16 protein-coding genes and 1 tRNA gene are annotated in these 17250 nt (G+C 46.3%); 9 read left to right on the forward strand and 8 right to left on the reverse strand.

What is annotated here, in order from left to right; all coding sequences use genetic code 11:
• Positions 1–202: 202 nt before the first annotated feature.
• Complete coding sequence (locus tag AB5542_RS17175) at positions 203–1561, forward strand: MATE family efflux transporter (protein WP_279040502.1); 1359 nt, start codon at positions 203–205, stop codon at positions 1559–1561.
• 40 nt (positions 1562–1601) lie between these two features.
• Here the strand turns inward: AB5542_RS17175 and AB5542_RS17180 are convergent, their stop codons facing one another.
• The 5 genes from AB5542_RS17180 to AB5542_RS17200 are packed head-to-tail and all read right to left on the reverse strand — an operon-like array spanning position 1602 to position 7453.
• Complete coding sequence (locus AB5542_RS17180) at positions 1602–2660, reverse strand: ABC transporter permease (protein WP_279040529.1); 1059 nt, start codon at positions 2658–2660, stop codon at positions 1602–1604.
• 15 nt (positions 2661–2675) lie between these two features.
• On the reverse strand, positions 2676–3776 hold the full coding sequence (locus tag AB5542_RS17185) for an ABC transporter permease (RefSeq protein ID WP_087421648.1): 1101 nt from the start codon (positions 3774–3776) through the stop codon (positions 2676–2678).
• An 11-nt stretch (positions 3777–3787) separates the two neighbouring features.
• Positions 3788–5248 (reverse strand): ATP-binding cassette domain-containing protein, encoded by a 1461-nt coding sequence (locus AB5542_RS17190; RefSeq protein WP_279040500.1) that lies wholly within the window; start codon positions 5246–5248, stop codon positions 3788–3790.
• A 2-nt stretch (positions 5249–5250) separates the two neighbouring features.
• Entirely contained in the window at positions 5251–6144 is an 894-nt protein-coding gene (locus tag AB5542_RS17195; RefSeq protein WP_279040499.1) for an HlyD family secretion protein, read from the reverse strand.
• 55 nt (positions 6145–6199) lie between these two features.
• Positions 6200–7453 carry a TolC family protein gene (locus tag AB5542_RS17200; protein WP_279040497.1) on the reverse strand — a complete coding sequence of 418 codons (1254 nt, stop codon included), beginning with the start codon at positions 7451–7453 and terminating at the stop codon, positions 6200–6202.
• A 158-nt stretch (positions 7454–7611) separates the two neighbouring features.
• Between AB5542_RS17200 and AB5542_RS17205 the strand changes: the two genes are divergently transcribed.
• The 4 genes from AB5542_RS17205 to AB5542_RS17220 are packed head-to-tail and all read left to right on the forward strand — an operon-like array spanning position 7612 to position 10379.
• Positions 7612–8517 carry a helix-turn-helix domain-containing protein gene (locus tag AB5542_RS17205; RefSeq protein WP_087421652.1) on the forward strand — a complete coding sequence of 302 codons (906 nt, stop codon included), beginning with the start codon at positions 7612–7614 and terminating at the stop codon, positions 8515–8517.
• A gap of 28 nt (positions 8518–8545) precedes the next feature.
• Positions 8546–8995 carry a GNAT family N-acetyltransferase gene (locus AB5542_RS17210; protein WP_279040528.1) on the forward strand — a complete coding sequence of 150 codons (450 nt, stop codon included), beginning with the start codon at positions 8546–8548 and terminating at the stop codon, positions 8993–8995.
• A gap of 24 nt (positions 8996–9019) precedes the next feature.
• Positions 9020–9472 (forward strand): DUF2867 domain-containing protein, encoded by a 453-nt coding sequence (locus AB5542_RS17215; protein WP_279040495.1) that lies wholly within the window; start codon positions 9020–9022, stop codon positions 9470–9472.
• A 49-nt stretch (positions 9473–9521) separates the two neighbouring features.
• Positions 9522–10379 carry a GNAT family N-acetyltransferase gene (locus AB5542_RS17220; RefSeq protein ID WP_410518823.1) on the forward strand — a complete coding sequence of 286 codons (858 nt, stop codon included), beginning with the start codon at positions 9522–9524 and terminating at the stop codon, positions 10377–10379.
• 492 nt (positions 10380–10871) lie between these two features.
• On the opposite strand, the gene AB5542_RS17225 is transcribed toward AB5542_RS17220, so the two are convergent.
• Positions 10872–10944, reverse strand: a tRNA-Phe gene (locus AB5542_RS17225).
• 315 nt (positions 10945–11259) lie between these two features.
• Between AB5542_RS17225 and AB5542_RS17230 the strand changes: the two genes are divergently transcribed.
• Positions 11260–11565 carry an RNA recognition motif domain-containing protein gene (locus tag AB5542_RS17230; RefSeq protein ID WP_087421891.1) on the forward strand — a complete coding sequence of 102 codons (306 nt, stop codon included), beginning with the start codon at positions 11260–11262 and terminating at the stop codon, positions 11563–11565.
• Between the two features lie 45 nt (positions 11566–11610).
• On the opposite strand, the gene AB5542_RS17235 is transcribed toward AB5542_RS17230, so the two are convergent.
• Positions 11611–12213, reverse strand: a complete 603-nt coding sequence (locus AB5542_RS17235; RefSeq protein ID WP_279041095.1) for a hypothetical protein — start codon at positions 12211–12213, stop codon at positions 11611–11613.
• Positions 12214–12222: 9 nt separating this feature from the next.
• Complete coding sequence (gene thiL, locus AB5542_RS17240; protein ID WP_279041097.1) at positions 12223–13275, reverse strand: thiamine-phosphate kinase; 1053 nt, start codon at positions 13273–13275, stop codon at positions 12223–12225.
• A 255-nt stretch (positions 13276–13530) separates the two neighbouring features.
• Here thiL and sufB point away from each other — a divergent pair, with 255 nt between their 5' ends.
• From sufB to sufD, 3 genes are all read left to right on the forward strand, one after another.
• Complete coding sequence (gene sufB, locus AB5542_RS17245; protein ID WP_087421657.1) at positions 13531–14976, forward strand: Fe-S cluster assembly protein SufB; 1446 nt, start codon at positions 13531–13533, stop codon at positions 14974–14976.
• A 139-nt stretch (positions 14977–15115) separates the two neighbouring features.
• Complete coding sequence (gene sufC, locus AB5542_RS17250; protein ID WP_087421658.1) at positions 15116–15880, forward strand: Fe-S cluster assembly ATPase SufC; 765 nt, start codon at positions 15116–15118, stop codon at positions 15878–15880.
• Between the two features lie 6 nt (positions 15881–15886).
• A complete protein-coding gene (gene sufD / locus AB5542_RS17255) occupies positions 15887–17248 on the forward strand; it encodes a Fe-S cluster assembly protein SufD (RefSeq protein ID WP_279041099.1) in 1362 nt (453 codons plus the stop codon).
• Positions 17249–17250 lie beyond the last annotated feature (2 nt).

Genomic DNA, 17250 nt, shown 5'->3' on the forward strand with positions numbered 1-17250 from the left:
TCACCAGCTCCTCCTCTGTTTATAGAGGAGGTGGCACGAAGTGACGGAGGAGTTTTTTGAGGATAAAATGACTTTTGGGACAGCCTCATTTTTTATCGTAACTTATTTGTCCTACATTTGCACCCGCTAATTGCATTGGGTGTGCAATATATTGTAAAACAGATCACGGGGAGCCGTGATTCTTAAAGTGCGAGAACGATAAATGAAAGAGTTGGATTTGACACAAGGCCGGGTGCCAAAGGTATTACTTCAGTTTGCAGTCCCGTTTTTAATTGCGAATGTTCTTCAAGCGTTATATGGTGGTGCGGATTTATTTGTCGTGGGACAATATGATGATGCGGCCAGCGTTGCCGCAGTTGCTATTGGTAGTCAGGTGATGCAGACCATCACGGGAATCATTCTTGGGCTCACGACGGGGACGACGGTGTTGATTGCTATTGCCACGGGAGCGAGGGACGATCGACAGGTGGCCTCGACAATCGGTTCATCTATTTGGTTATTTGCCTTGTTGGGTATATCGCTTACATTGGTTATGACTCTGAGTCATGGAGCGATAGCTTCGCTAATGCATACACCCGTGGAAGCGATGCGTGACACGAAACATTACATTTTGATCTGTTCCATTGGAATTCCTTTCATCATGGGCTATAACGTCATTTGTGGTATTCTCCGCGGACTGGGCGATTCCAAAACACCTCTCTATTTCGTGGGATTAGCCTGCGTGATTAATATTGTGCTTGATTTCATCCTGGTCGGGTATTGCGGTATGCGGGCGGCGGGGGCTGCCATAGCGACCATCTCGTCACAAGGAATCAGTTTCGCCACGGCGTTATGGTTTTTCTACCGGAAAGGCTTTCGTTTCGAGTTCTCGAGACATGATATTCGCTTGGATCGTATTCTTTCGAAAAAGATCGTGACCTTGGGGGCTCCCATTGCTTTGCAAGATGCTTTGATTAATGTCTCCTTTCTCTTGATCACTGTAATCGTGAACCAGATGGGAGTGATTGCGTCGGCCTCTTTAGGCGTTGTTGAGAAAATCATTGTATTTGCCATGTTGCCCCCGATGGCCATATCCTCGGCGGTAGCTACGATGACGGCACAGAATTACGGGGCGAAATTAATCTCTCGTATGAATCGTTGTCTTTATTCGGGTATCGGGATGGCATTGGTCTTCGGGCTATCGGTTTGCATATACTCGCAATTCCTGCCGGAAACCTTGACGGGAATATTCACGAACGATCCGGCGGTTGTTGCCGTGGCGGCGGAATATTTGCGCGGTTATAGTATTGACTGTGTGCTGGTGAGTTTCGTGTTCTGTATCAATTCCTACTTCAGCGGACAGGGAAACTCCGTGTTCCCGATGATTCACAGCCTGATTGCCACCTTTTTGGTACGAATACCCCTTTCGTATCTGTTCAGTCTGATCGACCAGTCTTCTTTGTTTATCATGGGATTCGCCCCGCCCATCTCGACTTTCGTTTCCTTGCTGATTTGCATTTGGTATATGCGATACACCCGGAACAAAAATCGAATGGTAGTAAACGTGGCGACTTCGTGTTAATCAATCGGAAAACCATACGAGGCCGGGTTATGGGAACATTCTATTGTTGTTTCCTGTAACTATAAATCGCCCAGCAATATAACCCGGTGGCAAATGCTCCCAGCGTGCAAAGTTGGGACATGATGTCACCGATGCTGCTTCCTTTCAGGTAAACCATACGCATGATTTCCATGAAATAGCGTAGAGGATTGGCATAAGTGATGCATTGCGCCCACGTTGGCATACTACTGATGGGGGTGAACAAACCGCTCATCAAGATAAAAATCAGCATACAGAACCACATGACAAACATGGCTTGCTGCATGGTGGCCGAATGGTTAGAGATGATCAACCCCAATCCCGAAACAACGAGAATGAAAACCAGTGTTGCCAGATAGATGGTGAATAGGCTACCGACGGGAACAATTCCATATATAAGCCAGGCCAAACCGATACACAAGTTAAGCACGAGAAACCCGATCAGCCAATAGGGAATGAGTTTGGACAGCGTGAATGCGAAACGGCTGACGGGAGTCACGTTAATCTGCTCGATCGTGCCGACTTCCTTTTCTCCCACCACGTTCAAGGCGGGAAGGAAGCCGCAGAGCATGACTAGCACCATGGTCATGAGTGCCGGAACCATGAATACTTTATAGTTCAGATGCGGGTTAAACTGGTATCTTACGGAAGTCGATATGCTTTGAGGTGACAATATCTGAGAGAGGTAAGAACTCCCCAAACTGCCTTTGGTCCCGTTGACGGCATTGACTGCCACGAGCGTTGATGCCGGGCGTCCGTTGGCCTGTTCCTTCTCAAAACCCCTCGGAATCTCCAGGATAATGTCGGCCTCATCTTTTTCAATAGCAACCATACCCTCTTTATAGGTTGCCGGGGTTTCGGTTAACTGGAAATAGCGTGATGCCTCGATTTGGTGAACCAGCCTTTGAGATGAGGGGCTGTGGTCGTTGTCTATAATAGCAATGCGCAGGTCTTCAATTTCCAGCGTGGCTGCCCAAGGCATGACGAGCATCATCATAACGGGAAACATCAGGATAAGACGGGGTAGGAAACTGTTGCGTTTTAATTGCTTGAACTCTTTTTCGATCAGGTAACGTAATATCATGATTATTCCTCCTTACTCTAAACGGTTTTTGAATGTTCGGGTCGTGATGCCGATGAGTACCACGGCCATGAAAAGTAGTATTGCGGTTTCCTTCCACACGTACATGAATGGAACTCCCTCGATCATGATTCTGCGGACAATGCTGACATACCAGCGTGCCGGGATGAAACATGAAATACCCTGTAATATGCCGGGCATGCTCTCGATCGGGAAGATAATCCCCGATAGAATAATCGTGGGGAGCATCAACACCATTCCGGAGGCCAGCATGGCGGCAACTTGTGTCTGCGTTACGTTGGAAATCAACAATCCGAGGGCGAGCGACACAAAGATGAATACGAGTGACACTCCTACCAGAGCCGTGAGACTTCCTGCGATCGGGACATCCAGCACGAAGAATGACAGGAGTAGAATGGTTGTCAGGTTCAATATGGAAAGTACGAAATAAGGTACGGCTTTCGAGAGAATGACAAACAAGGAATTCATGGGGGAGACCAGTAGTATTTCCATCGTCCCGGTTTCCTTTTCCCGGACAATAGAGATGGAAGTCATCATGGCACAAATCAGCATGAGAATCAGTCCCATGACTCCCGGTACGAAATTATAGGCACTTCGCATCTGCGGGTTGTAGAGCAATTTTGTGTGCATGACAATCGAGGGGTGTTGGATGCCCGCTTGCCGGAGTTCTGCCGCGGCTGTGGCGATAATTCCGTTGGCATAACTACCGCGGGTGATTGCCAGATTGGGATCGGTGGCATCGGCTATAATTTGTATGCTTTCCGAATCGAATCGCTGCCTTTGCAGTTCCCGGGGGAAGGCAATCCCCAGCTCGATCTTTCCTTTGCGGAAGAGCTGGTTCAGTTCCTCGTTGGTATGAACGACGTATTTCACGGTGAAGTACTCGCTGGCATCCAGACGATCGATAATATGGCGGGTGTCCGAGTTTACGGACGACGTGAGAATGGCTGTCTGCACGTTCCTTACTTCCGTGGATATGGCGAATCCGAACAGGATGATCTGCACGATAGGCATCCCGATAAGGATCAGCATAGTGCGTCGGTCCCGTAGGATATGGTGGAATTCTTTTTTGACAAAAGCGATAAACTGTTTCATAAGCGGTACGATTAATCGGATGAACGGGTGGCATTACGAGCCAGTTGGTGAAAAACTTCGTCCATATTAGCGGCATGGAAACGGGCCTTTAGTCCTTCCGGGGAATCCAGAGCCTTGATTTGCCCGTCGACCATCATGGAGATGCGGTCGCAATATTCGGCTTCATCCATGTAGTGAGTGGTGACAAAAATGGTGATACCCCGGTCGGCCGCTTGATAAATCAATTGCCAGAATTGCCGTCGGGTAGCCGGATCGACACCCCCGGTCGGTTCGTCAAGAAACACCAGTTGCGGGTTGTGAAAGATGGACACGGAGAATGCCAGTCGCTGTTTCCAGCCCAGGGGAAGTTCCCGCACGAGAGTTTCCCGTTCATCGTGTAACCCGATGCGTTTCAGCATCTCTTCTGTCCGGGGAGCGATTTCCGATTCAGGAACCCCGTATATACCGGCAAATAACCGGACGTTTTCCCATACTTTCAGGTCTTCATAGAGCGAGAATTTCTGACTCATGTAACCGATGTGTTTCTTTATATCCTCGCTTTGAGTGCGGACATCGTAGCCCATCACTTCGGCTTTCCCGGAAGAGGGACGACTCAACCCGCAGAGAATCCGCATGGCAGTTGTTTTCCCGGCACCATTGGCTCCCAAGAAACCGAATATTTCCCCTCGCTTGACCTCGAACGAGATATGGTCAACGGCCGTGAAGTTCCCGAATGTCTTGACCAGTTGTTCGACCCGGATAACGGTTTGTGCCTCTTGGTGAGATGTGTCATGTTCCAGTCCGGGAGGGCAAAGTATATCTTTGAATCTTTCCAGAATAACTGCCGGGGTATCGATTCCCTGAATGTGGCCGTGTTGTAAAAAAGCGATACGGTCACATTGCCGTGCCTCATCCATGAAAGGGGTGGAGACGACAATCGTGATTCCTCGTTCCTGCAAGCGATGAAGCATTTGCCAGAATTCTTTACGTGACACGGGATCGACTCCGGTGGTCGGTTCATCAAGGAAAAGAACTTCCGGGTTGTGAATCAAAGCGCAACATAAGGCGAGTTTTTGTTTCATCCCACCCGACAAAGCTCCGGCCCGTCGGTCTTTAAAAGGGGCAATCTGATCGTAAATTTCTTTGATTTGGTCATAATGGGCCTCTACCGTGGTGTTGAAAACCGTGGCAAAGAAATTCAAGTTTTCTTCTACCGTCAAGTCTTGATAGAGTGAGAATTTTCCGGGCATATAACCAATGCTCCGTCTGATCTGTTTATAGCTAGTGACGACATTATTGCCATTTACCCGAGCCTCTCCTTCGTCCGCGACCAGCAAGGTAGTGAGAATACGGAAAAGCGTGGACTTTCCGGAACCGTCCGGGCCGATAAGCCCGAACAATTCCCCTCGCCCGACTTGAAAAGAGACATCATGCAGGGCTTGCACGTCACCGTATCGCTTTCCGAGGTGGCTCGTTTCGATAAGATATTTCATAATCAGAATTTTACTTCTCCGTACATACCTATTTTGATTGTTCCGTCATTGCGGACGGCTATTTTTACGGCATAAACCTGGTTGGCCCGCTCGTCGTCGGTCAGTATGGTCTTCGGGGTGAACTCCGCCTCGTCGGCGATCCAAGTCACCGTGCCGTTATACTCTTTTTTCTCCCCGTTACCGAAGTCCGCGAAGACTTTTACCGGGTCGTTCAACTTGACCGTGGCGAGTTGGGAAGAGGTGATGTATGCCCGTAGGTACATATTCTCGATGTCAGCGATTTTGAAAAGAGGTTTTCCGACGGAGGCCAATTCTCCGGGTTCTGCGTATTTGGCAAGAATCGTTCCGTTGATAGGGGCGAGAATGTGGCACTTTTGTAGTTGGTCTTCCACTTGGGCCACTTGTATTGCCACGGAAGAACTCTGTTCATTCAGACTGGCGGTACTGTTCTGTAAGGAGGAAACTTGTGCATCGAGCTGACGTTGCAGCACGGTTAACTGAGAGTCCCAGTCGTCCAGTTGCTTTTGATTAGCGGCATTGGCTTTCAGCAAATTTGCCACGCGGGCCCGTTCTCGTTTCGCTGTTGCGATTTGTTCCTGTAGGGCAGCAATCTGTTTACGTATATCGGGACGTTGCTTGTCAACTGATTTCATACTGGCTTGCAGTTGTAATTTTTTCAGGTAGAGTTGTACGGTATCGACTAGCCCGATTTCCGTTCCTTGGGATAACCGTGTTCCTTCTTCGGCGTTCAGGTAAAAAAGTTTTCCACTGGCCTCGGAGGACACGATGATTTCCGTGGCCTCGAATGTCCCGGTAGCGTCATGTTCTTTTTCTGAGTTACAGGCGGACAAGAGAGTTGCGATTACCGCCATGAGGATCATATTTAGAGTTTTCATATACTTGAGTGTTTGTAAATTTGTTCGTATTGTACTTTTTAATCTTCACACCGGGTTAATTGGTGAGATGTTTTTGTTGATACATATCCATGAGTAACTGAATCTCGTGCAGGGCCTTGTTCTGCCGGGCCAGATTTTCATTCGTCAGTTCCCGTAGCATCTCGGTCACGGTCAACGTGCCGTTGGCTACTTTCGCCTCGGCAGACTTACGGATATTGGTGCGGAGGCGGATGATCTCGTTATCCGTTTTCATCTGTTTTTGCAGGGCGGTGATGACACCTTGTTGTTCTGCCAGTTGCAGGTGGGTGTTGAACAAGAATAAATCCCGGTTACTTTGGATGCGTTGTCGTTCGGTCGTGAATTTGCGCTTGTCGTTTTTCAAGGTGTACAGGCTACCGAAATTCCAACTCAGTCGTGCGCCTACAATATAGTAGGGTTCAAACGAGTTCTTCAGCATATTTAACCCCGGATTACCGTAAGCGCCTTGTGCAAACAGGCCGAGCTGGGGACGATAGCCGGTTTTTAAGGCTTGTTCCTTCACGTTGATACTGTTTTCCTGAGCGGTATACAGGGATAGTTCCGGGCGGTTGATCACGTCAGAACTATTACCTTGTGGGACGATTGGTTTTACCAGTTGCGTGTCGGTTGCCAAATTTTCCCCGATGAGGAGGGCGAGCATACGCAGGTAGGCGGCCCGGTTGGATTCCAAGCTGACCCGTTGTTGTTGCGTGTTGAGAATTTCAACCTGTACGGCATCGACATCAGCGTCGTTGGCGATACCGTTATCCCGGTAAGCCATAACGTTTTTCAAATTGCGTTGCAGTTCTTCATTTAATAGTGTGTTTTGTTCCAATTGTTCGTCCAGCAAAAGAATACCAAAGTAAACTTGATTCACCCGTTCATTTAATGCATACATATTCACGTCTAACTGGCTCTCGGCCTCTTGGGATGTGGCTTTTGTTTGTTGCTTCTGCGACCGGATATGTCCACCGTCCCAGAGGTTCTGTTTCACTTCCAGCATAATTTGGTACTGGTCTTTGGGCAAGCCCTTGATGGAAAGTTCGGGGATGTCGAAAGGGATTTGCGTGACATCACTTTGATAAGAGGCTTTCCCGCTGAGGCTGATCTGGGGAAGGTTGCCTTTGGCGGCATTGGCAAGACTGTAACTTTCCGACAACTCGATCAGTTTGTACTGACGGGCAAGCGGGTAATGGTCTTGGGCCTTTTGCCGACATCCTTCGAGGGTAAGTTGCCCGGAGGCTTGTAGCACCAGGCTGGCAAACAGGATCAGAAAAAAGGTTCGTATCATATATTTATGTTTTTAATTATTTCTACGACAAAGGTACATGACGGATGAATATATTAAGGCTCCATTAGTAGTGGTGAATGTTCTATTTGTTCGAAAAATGCGATTTTTTGTTTGTATTTCGGGTAAAATATTATCTTTGTAGGAAATCGTCATGTCTTATGAAACAAAACGGATTATTGAATTTAGCCTTGAAACAGGTGCAGGCTTGGCCCATACAACCTTGTAACGATTATCGTTTCATTTCAGAGGAGTTTGTTATTGTCCGTTCCGTGGTTGGAATGAGGGATTTGAACAGTTCTCTGATCGTTTTCGGACAACCTTATCGATTGACGGAAGGGCGTATCGTGCATCTGCGTTCCGGGTATGTTCGGATTCGGGCCAATTTGCACGATCTGACCATAAAGGCTCATCAAATGGTGGTGGCGTCTCCCGGCACGGTGGCCGAGTTCGTGGAAATGTCTCCGGATTGCGAATTGTCGATGGTGGGAATTGCCAATAGTTTCATGGAAGGCTGGCAGAAAGAGGAGCAATTGATGGCTTATCTCCAAGGGCGGCTTTACTTGTGGCTGTCGTTGAACGAGGTGATTGAGCGACGGTTGGAGACTATTTTTTCTTTGCTGTGGGAAGTGGTACATGATGTTCCTTTTCCTAAAGGTACGGTGCAAAGTCTGATTTCAACCCTGTTTCATCAAATAGCCTATTTACAACAAAACGGTCATTCCGTCGGACATGCGAAATATACCCGCCAAGAAGAAGTGTTTAACCGGTTTCTCAGCTTGGTGAATAAGTACGCGATCCGTGAGCGTAACGTGGCTTTCTACGCGGATCGTTTGTACCTGACTCCCCGTTATTTGAATACCTTGATCCGGCAGGTTAGTGATCACACGGTGATGGACTGGATCAACGAGGCGGTTATCCAGGAGGTTAAAATCCAGTTGCTCCATAGTGATAAATTGGTGTACCAGATTGCCGACGAGTTGAATTTTCCCAATCCCTCTTTTTTCAGTAAGTTTTTCCACCGCATGACCGGGAAAACGCCCAATGAATACCGGGCAGGAAAGTAATGTATAATAATTAAAATATGAATTGATGATGAGAGTAATATCCGTACGGGAAAACCCGGAATATAAAGAGATCGCCATAAAATATTTCCCCGGCAAGTGGACGGAAGTCGCCCCGGAAATATACGAGGATTGTATCACTCATGCCGTGGGGAGTGAGGATGTATTGCCACAATGGTACCTGTTGGAAAAAGAGGGGGTTATCATGGGATGTGCCGGCTTGATCACGAATGATTTTATCAGCCGGATGGATTTATATCCTTGGCTTTGTGCCTTGTATATCGATGAGGCGTATCGGGGAAATGCTTATGCCGTGTTGTTGATGGAAAAAGCAAAAGAAGATACCCGTAAGGCGGGATTCAGCCGCATGTACCTTTCAACGGAACACGTGGGGTATTACGAGAAATACGGTTTCCGCTATATCAGACAGGGGTACCATCCGTGGGGCGAGAACTCCCGGATTTACGAGATCGAAGTTTGAACTTCTATTTAAAATGTCACACTAATGAATGATACGAACGAAACGGGTCGGCTAATTGAAAAATATCTTCCGGTGGATTACCATGACACATTTTCGGTACAAACCGACGTGAACGGGTTATCTCCGGCGGAGGTCATTACAAGAATATTCTCGTATAATCCCGCGTGGCTCCGGGCCTTGTACAAATTCCGGGCCTTTCTCGTGAAACCTTTCGGGATCGAAACGAAAGCTCCACGGGTAAAGAACTTGATCGTGGAGGAAAATGAACGGGAGGCGATCATGCGAATGGATGATAGTCATTTACTTTTTTACGTTTCGGTATTTATTTGCCCGGAAGAAGGAGGCAGGCAGACCACGGAAGTCTCCACGTGGGTGAAATATCACAACCGGATAGGGAGAGTCTATTTCTTCTTTATCAAACCGTTTCATCGGGTGATTGTCCCACTGGTCTCGAAACGGGTATTAATAAAAGAGTGATGTTCCTCTATTTTGGAGCTCTTTACAAAATGTGCTAATGATAAATAATATGGTAGATATTAGAATTAAATCTTTGAAAGATACGAGTTTCGATGAATTATTCGAGGCGTTCCGGCAGGCTTTTGCCGAGTATGAGATGCAATTGAATCGTGTGGAGTTACAGGCCATGCTGAAACGACGAGGTTTTGATCCGGAACTTTCTTTTGCCGCATTTGATGGGGATAAGATCGTTTCGTTTACTTGTAATGGGATCGGGGATTTCAACGGGATTCGGACGGCATACGACACGGGAACCGGAACATTGAAAGATTACCGGGGAACCGGGTTGGCAACACGGGTGTTTGAGTCCTCCATTCCTTATTTGAAGGAGGCCGGAATTAAAGAGTACTTGTTGGAAGTGTTGCAGCATAACACGGGAGCGGTTTCCGTTTATCGAAAGATCGGTTTCCAGGTGACGCGGGAATTTTATTATTTTAGGGCGGAGACCAGACAGGTTCGAAACAAGGTACACGTTGATATTCCTTACACGTTACAGGTTATTCGGATCGAGGATCACGTTTCGGTCTCTGATTTCTGGGATTTCAAGCCGTCTTGGCAGAATAGTTTGGAGGCGATAGGTAGGGCGGCTGATACTTTCGTTTGTCTGGGTGTTTTCATTGAAAACAGATTGGTTGGGTATGGGGTTTTCGAACCCGTGTCCGGGGATGTTACCCAGATTGCTGTTGACAGATCGTTCCGTCGTAAGGACATAGGTTCCTTGCTGTTGCAAAAGATGCTCGAAATGAATAAATTAAATTCCGTAAAGATATTGAATGTCGATGTTACTTGCGATTCGATGACCGCATTCTTGCGCTCGAAGAATATTGAACCGACGGGAAAACAATTCGAGATGATAAGGCAGTTGTAGGTGCGGTTACCGTATCGCAGTTCGATAATTGGCGTGGCCCTTTTTTATTAAAAAAACCGGTAGGAGAATCCTTTTTTATAGGATTTAACGGGGTTTCTCTAGGGTAAATCATGGAAATTGCCAGGTCGTTGGGCGACTCTTAAAAGGCTGTTAGGCGCAGTCGCCCGATTGTCGCCCGATCATCGCCCGATTATCGCCGCCATTTTAACAAGATATAAGCAAAGATAACATTTGCCGAGAAAAAGTGTGGAGAGACAACAGGGAGGCAGCCTGCAGGCAAGAATAAATCAACGGTTACTCGTAATCCCGAGACAAGGGTAAATGTTGTTTATGTCTTTCCATTTTTGATGTATCGTTAAGGAATGAGATCAAAATCTTGGTTGACATTCTGGTTGACAAATTGGTTTAACCGTAGTTTAAACATTGGTTTAAAAATGGCATTTTTGAGGGTAAAAGAAAAGAGAGTCACTTTCGTAACTCTCTCATTTTCAGTGGTGCCACCAGGAATCGAACCGGGGACACAAGGATTTTCAGTCCTTTGCTCTACCAACTGAGCTATGGCACCATCGTTATTGTTTAACGGGTGCAAAAGTAGGGAAAATTTTTGAAATCGCAAGCGTTTAGGGAGAAAAAGTGGAGGAAAATGTAAAAAAAATGATGAATATGGAATCGAATTGATGAAAACAGGCTGTGATTCAATATCTATGATAAGGGAATAAATCTGGTGTAAAATAAAGAAAAAATGCGTGATTAATTTTTGATTATTAAGAAATTACTTATATTTGTCGCATTAGAAGATAAATAGTTGTTTATCGTTGAAACCAAAGATATACCTCTACGTACCCTTCTATATGTATTATTAATTTTAATTATTTTTATTGTGAATATTTTTGTTGCAAAGTTAAGTTCCACGACCACAAGTGAGGACTTACAAGCTCTTTTCTCAGAGCATGGTTCTGTTTCTTCAGCCAAAGTTATTATGGACAAAGAAACTGGTAACTCTAAATGTTTTGGTTTTGTTGAGATGGAAGATGAAACGGAAGGTTTCAACGCGATCAATGCCTTAAACGAAACTGAATTCCAAGGAAGAAAAATCGTTGTGAAAAAGGCTAGACCCAGAGAAGAAGGTGGCGACGACAGAGGTCAAAGATTCCCAAGAGAAAGAAGATTTAATTCGAATCGTTAAGAATGAGAAAACAGAGAGTTTGAAAAAGCTCTCTGTTTTTTTGTATCATTTTCGGTATTTCGCTTTCAAATAAGCGTATAACACTTGGTGCATTAATTGTGCTTCCGTCAGTTCTTCGTCCGTGAGGTTGGGAGCGAGTTCTATGCCGTTGCAGACATCTGTCAATTGTTCATCCCGGTCGATACGGTCATCGAAATTCTGTTCTATCAAGAAAATATCGAACAATTGCATCCGTTCGATGGATTCCAAGGCTAGGTTTCGGGCTTCCAACAGGTTGTTCTCCCGGTATTTTTTCAAGAAGACTTCGATTAGGCTATCCGTGAAATAGTCCGCGAAATAGTGCATCAGGATGATACGCTTTTTGAGGCACTCGTAGATGCGTGCCGGGGCTGACGAGATACACTCGCTGATGCCTAGATAAGCAAGTTCTGCCAGCTCGATGCTTTCCTCTTCTTCTTCATCCAGTTCGAGTAGGAGAATCTTGTACAACAAATCGGCGTATTCCTCCTGGCGGGTGATATCCCGGCTTTCATGGTAATAATGAAAACGATCGGGAATGACTTTCTTTAGTAACAGGCGGAGGGCCTTCCGGTCCCCGCTGGCACTGTGTAGTAAAGATTCGTCAAGTATGTTTTCCAGTTTGTTCATGGTTGTCTGTTATTTTTCTTCGGACGGGTTAAAGTTTACCCAGCCTTGGGCTTTCAGCTCGAATGAATTACCGTCCTTCGTGATTAAATTATAACCTTCGCTTTTGGCACAAGTATGTCCGATGATACTGATCTCTTCCATGGTAATCAGTTTATCGTAGGCATCCAGTGGTGCGGTGAACAAGAGTTCATAATCCTCTCCCCCGGAAAGAGCGCATACCGTGGCATTCATGTTAAGCTCCTCGGCCATTTTGAAAGTCTGGTAATCAATCGGAATCTTTTCCTCGTAGATGTTGCAACCGAGGCCGGAATCATGGCAGATGTGCAATACCTCGGATGAAAGCCCGTCGGAAACGTCCATCATGGCAGTCGGCTTAATGCCTTTTTCCTTGAGTAATTGGATGATGTCCATTCTGGCTTCCGGTTTTAGCTGGCGTTCGAGGATATATTCATACCCCGAGAAGTCCGGTTGGGCATTGGGATTTTCCTTGAACACGACTTTTTCTCTCTCCAACAACTGAAGTCCCATGTAAGCGGCACCCAAATTCCCACTGACACAAATCAGGTCATTTTCCCGTGCGGTATTGCGATAAACAATATCTTCCTCGTCAGCCTCTCCGATCACCGTGATACTGATACACATTCCCGTTTGGGAAGAGGTCGTGTCACCGCCCACGAGATCAATCCCGTAGTGGTCGCAGGCAAGATAAATGCCCTCGTACAATTCATCGACCGCTTCCAAAGAGAAACGGTTGGAAACAGCAAGAGAAACTGTGATCTGCCGGGGAGTTCCGTTCATGGCGTATATGTCGCTGGCGTTTGTCGCTACAGCCTTGTACCCTAGATGTTTCAACGGGGCATAGGCCAGATCGAAATGTACTCCTTCGATCAGCATATCCGTGCTGACCAATATTTTTTTATCCTTGTAATCAAGTACGGCTGCATCGTCACCAACCCCTTTCAAGGAAGATGCGTTTTTTAATTTTATATCTTGTGTCAGGTGGCGGATCAATCCGAACTCCCCTAACGTGGATAGTTTCGTCAATGGTTTGTTTTCACTCATGTTTCAGTTCTTAATATTCAAAACAAAAATACGCTAAATTGATGAATCGAGCAAATGATAATGTGGCTACGCCACGTTACAGGTTACAAGTTTGCAGGTTATAAGTTTATGATGAGGTATTTCGCAAGAGAGAATGAATCATAACGGGGATTTATCACGTAATAGATATTATCTACCTGATAGATGATTGATAGGTAATATTTTTTTGTACTTTTGCACAGATTGATAAATTGGAGATAATAGGGTAAAAAAGTTATGGCTAAAGAACAAGACGATATATTGAATGAAGTAACTGAGGGTGAGTATAAATACGGTTTTGTTTCTGACGTGGAAACCGAGATGATCGGGAAGGGATTGAATGAATCGGTGATCCGCTTGATTTCACAAAAGAAGGAAGAGCCGGAATGGCTCTTGGAATTCCGTTTGAAGGCTTACCGTCACTGGCTTACGATGAAAATGCCCACGTGGGCGAAATTGGAGATTCCTCCGATTGATTATCAGGACATCGTGTACTACGCGGCCCCGAAACAGGAGGTAAAGAAATCGTGGGATGAGGTCGATCCCGAGTTGAAAGCGACGTTTGACAAATTGGGTATTCCTTTGGACGAACAAAAAGCGTTATCCGGGGTGGCAGTGGATGCCGTGATGGATAGCGTGTCCGTGAAGACCACGTTCAAGGAGACGCTGGCAGAACGGGGAGTGATCTTTTGCTCGTTCTCCGAGGCCGTGAAGAATCACCCGGATTTAGTGAAACGTTATCTGGGTTCGGTTGTCCCCTATGCTGACAATTTCTTTGCTGCGTTAAATTCGGCCGTGTTTAGTGACGGATCGTTTGTTTACATCCCGAAAGGGGTTCGTTGCCCGATGGAGTTGTCCACTTATTTCCGGATCAATGCGGCAAATACTGGACAGTTTGAACGTACTTTGATCGTGGCAGAAGAGGAGAGTTTCGTGAGCTACTTGGAAGGATGTACTGCACCGCAACGGGACGAGAATCAGTTACATGCTGCCATCGTGGAGATCGTGGTGGAAAAGAATGCGGAAGTGAAATACAGTACCGTGCAAAACTGGTACCCCGGAGATAAAAACGGGAAAGGTGGTATCTATAATTTCGTGACCAAACGGGGCATCTGCAAAGGGGAAAATGCCAAATTGATCTGGGCACAGGTGGAGACCGGATCTGCGGTTACCTGGAAATACCCGAGTACAATATTGAAGGGAGACGGATCTGTCAGCGAGTTTTACTCTGTGGCCGTGACTAATAATTACCAACAGGCAGACACGGGAACCAAGATGATCCATATCGGAAATAACACTCGTAGTCGGATCGTATCGAAAGGTATTTCGGCGGGATATAGTTCCAACTCTTACCGGGGCCGGGTGAAGGTGGTGAAAAATTGTAAGAATGCCCGGAATTTTTCACAATGCGATTCTTTGTTATTGGGAGATAAATGCGGGGCTCACACGTTCCCTTATTTGGAAGTGGCGAATCCCACGGCACAGGTGGAACACGAGGCTACAACCTCCAAGATTGGGGAAGACCAGATATTCTATTGTAACCAGCGAGGAATTTCAACAGAAGATGCCATTGGTTTGATCATTAAAGGATATGCCGGAGATGTGATCAATAAAATGCCAATGGAGTTTGCCGTCGAGGCACAAAAGCTGTTGCAAATTAGTTTGGCGGGAAGCGTGGGATAGGAAACTAAAAGCTAAAAACTAAAAGCTAAGAGCTAAAAGTTTATAGATTTATCGATTTATGAATTATGATTTATGATTTTGGAATGGAGGCGGTTCGAGGGATTGGAATCTGAAATCTAAATTTAAAATCTAAAATAAAATGGGTTTACTAAAGATAAAAAACTTACATGCCGCGATAGACGGAAAAGAAATATTGAAAGGGATTGATTTGGAGGTGAATGCCGGGGAGGTTCACGCGATTATGGGACCGAACGGGGCAGGGAAGAGTACTTTGTCGGCCGTGCTTACGGGACGGGAGTGTTTCGAGGTGACGGAAGGGGAAGTTTGGTTTAACGGGAAGAATCTGTTGGAACTTCCGGCAGAAGACCGGGCAAGGGAAGGGATATTCCTAAGTTTCCAGTACCCGGTAGAGATTCCGGGTGTGAGTACCGTTAATTTCTTGAAGACTGCGGTAAACGAGCAACGTAAGTATAAGGGATTACCTCCTTACCCGGCAAGCGAGTTTCTGAAAATGATCCGGGAGAAAATGGAGATGGTGAACATTGACAGTCGTTTGTTGAACCGTTCTCTGAATGAAGGTTTTTCCGGCGGGGAGAAGAAAAAGAACGAGATATTCCAGATGGCAGTGTTGGAACCGAAACTGGCTATTCTGGACGAAACGGATTCCGGTTTGGACATTGATGCGTTACGTATTGTTGCCAGCGGGGTGAACAAGCTGAAACGACCGGATAACTCTACTATCGTGATCACTCATTACCAGCGTTTGTTGGATTACATCGTGCCGGATGTTGTACACGTGTTGTATGACGGGCGCATCGTGAAGACGGCTGGAAAAGAGTTGGTCTTGGAGTTAGAGAAGTATGGTTATGATTGGATTAAACAGGAAGTTGAGTCCGGTAAGTAATGGAAGATGGAAAGATTAGAAAAGATAAATAATGATTTCGCGACTCTGTTTCGGGAGGGACAACGGTTACTGCAGGAAGGATGCGGTGACGTGATGAACCGACACCGGGAGGAGGCGTTTCAACGTTTCGAGGCCTTGGGAGGAATCCCCTATAAAACGGAGGATTATCTTTACGCGGATACCTTACCGGTGTTTGACCGGGATTATAAGGTGGTGCTGAAAAATATCAAGCAAGGCGTGGAACTGGGCGAGATATTCAAATGTCACGTGCCGAATTTGGACACCAATCTGATTTTGACGATCAACGGTTGGTTCGTGCAGGAGAATGTTGTACCGGAAATTCCCGAAGGTGTGGTGATTTGCAGTATGGCAGAGGCCAGCGTGAAGTATAAAGAGTTATTTGAAAGACATTATAATCAGTACACGAAACCGGCAGATGCGGATGGATTAGTGGCACTGAACACGGCATTTGCCCAAGACGGGGTATTCGTGTATGTTCCGGATCGGGTGGTGATGGAGCGTCCGTTGCAGATTGTGAACCTGATGCGGGCGAATGCGGACTTGATGTCGTTCCAGAGGAACATGGTTATCTTGGGACGTGATGCTAAGGCGACTATTTTGGTTTGCGACCACACGCTTTCCGATGATAGCTTTTTATCGAATAATACCACGGAAGTGGTTGTCGGGGAGAATGCGGCTTTTGAATACTACCATGTTCAGAATCAACATATCGAGGCTTCCCAGATAAACAGCGTGTTCGTTTCCCAGAAACGCAATTCCCGGTATGATGCAAACGTGATTACCCTGTATGGTGGGTTCATTCGTAACAATCTTTTTGCCGCTTTGACGGAAGAAGGATGCGAGAGTAATCTTTACGGGATGTATTTGTCGGATAAAAAACAACAGGTGGACAACTTCACCTTTATCGACCATATTGCACCTCATTGTACAAGTAATCAACATTTCAAAGGCGTGTTGGACGATGCGGCACTGGCTAATTTTGCCGGACGGATCGTCGTGCGTCCCGATGCTCAAAAAACGGAGGCCTATCAAGCAAACAATAATCTATTATTGACGGATACGGCTCAAGTGAACACGAAACCCCAGCTGGTGATTGATGCCGACGACGTGAAGTGTAGTCACGGGGCTACGGTCGGACAGATCGACGAGGAGGCAATGTTCTATCTTCGTTCCCGCGGGATCGGGGAGGCAGAGGCTCGAATGATGATGATGTTCGGTTTTGCGCATGAGATTGTCGGACGGGTGAAACTTGAGCCGCTCCGGGAAGAGATTGATAGTTTGGTGGATAAACGATTAAGAGGAGAATTAACCAAGTGTCACAATTGCGTGATGCATTGTAAGAAATAAAT

Source organism: Butyricimonas sp. RTP31003st1_G1_RTP31003_210430, assembly GCF_040920905.1.
GTDB classification, from domain to species: domain Bacteria; phylum Bacteroidota; class Bacteroidia; order Bacteroidales; family Marinifilaceae; genus Butyricimonas; species Butyricimonas paravirosa.

Bases quoted from the DNA above. Each gene is read 5' to 3' on its own strand.
- AB5542_RS17175 (WP_279040502.1), top strand. From the start codon at position 203: ATGAAAGAGTTGGATTTGACACAAGGCCGGGTGCCAAAGGTATTACTT.
- AB5542_RS17185 (WP_087421648.1), bottom strand. From the start codon at position 3,776: ATGAAACAGTTTATCGCTTTTGTCAAAAAAGAATTCCACCATATCCTA.
- AB5542_RS17190 (WP_279040500.1), bottom strand. From the start codon at position 5,248: ATGAAATATCTTATCGAAACGAGCCACCTCGGAAAGCGATACGGTGAC.
- AB5542_RS17195 (WP_279040499.1), bottom strand. From the start codon at position 6,144: ATGAAAACTCTAAATATGATCCTCATGGCGGTAATCGCAACTCTCTTG.
- AB5542_RS17200 (WP_279040497.1), bottom strand. From the start codon at position 7,453: ATGATACGAACCTTTTTTCTGATCCTGTTTGCCAGCCTGGTGCTACAA.
- AB5542_RS17205 (WP_087421652.1), top strand. From the start codon at position 7,612: ATGAAACAAAACGGATTATTGAATTTAGCCTTGAAACAGGTGCAGGCT.
- AB5542_RS17210 (WP_279040528.1), top strand. From the start codon at position 8,546: ATGAGAGTAATATCCGTACGGGAAAACCCGGAATATAAAGAGATCGCC.
- AB5542_RS17215 (WP_279040495.1), top strand. From the start codon at position 9,020: ATGAATGATACGAACGAAACGGGTCGGCTAATTGAAAAATATCTTCCG.
- AB5542_RS17220 (WP_410518823.1), top strand. From the start codon at position 9,522: ATGGTAGATATTAGAATTAAATCTTTGAAAGATACGAGTTTCGATGAA.
- AB5542_RS17235 (WP_279041095.1), bottom strand. From the start codon at position 12,213: ATGAACAAACTGGAAAACATACTTGACGAATCTTTACTACACAGTGCC.
- thiL (WP_279041097.1), bottom strand. From the start codon at position 13,275: ATGAGTGAAAACAAACCATTGACGAAACTATCCACGTTAGGGGAGTTC.
- sufB (WP_087421657.1), top strand. From the start codon at position 13,531: ATGGCTAAAGAACAAGACGATATATTGAATGAAGTAACTGAGGGTGAG.
- sufC (WP_087421658.1), top strand. From the start codon at position 15,116: ATGGGTTTACTAAAGATAAAAAACTTACATGCCGCGATAGACGGAAAA.
- sufD (WP_279041099.1), top strand. From the start codon at position 15,887: ATGGAAAGATTAGAAAAGATAAATAATGATTTCGCGACTCTGTTTCGG.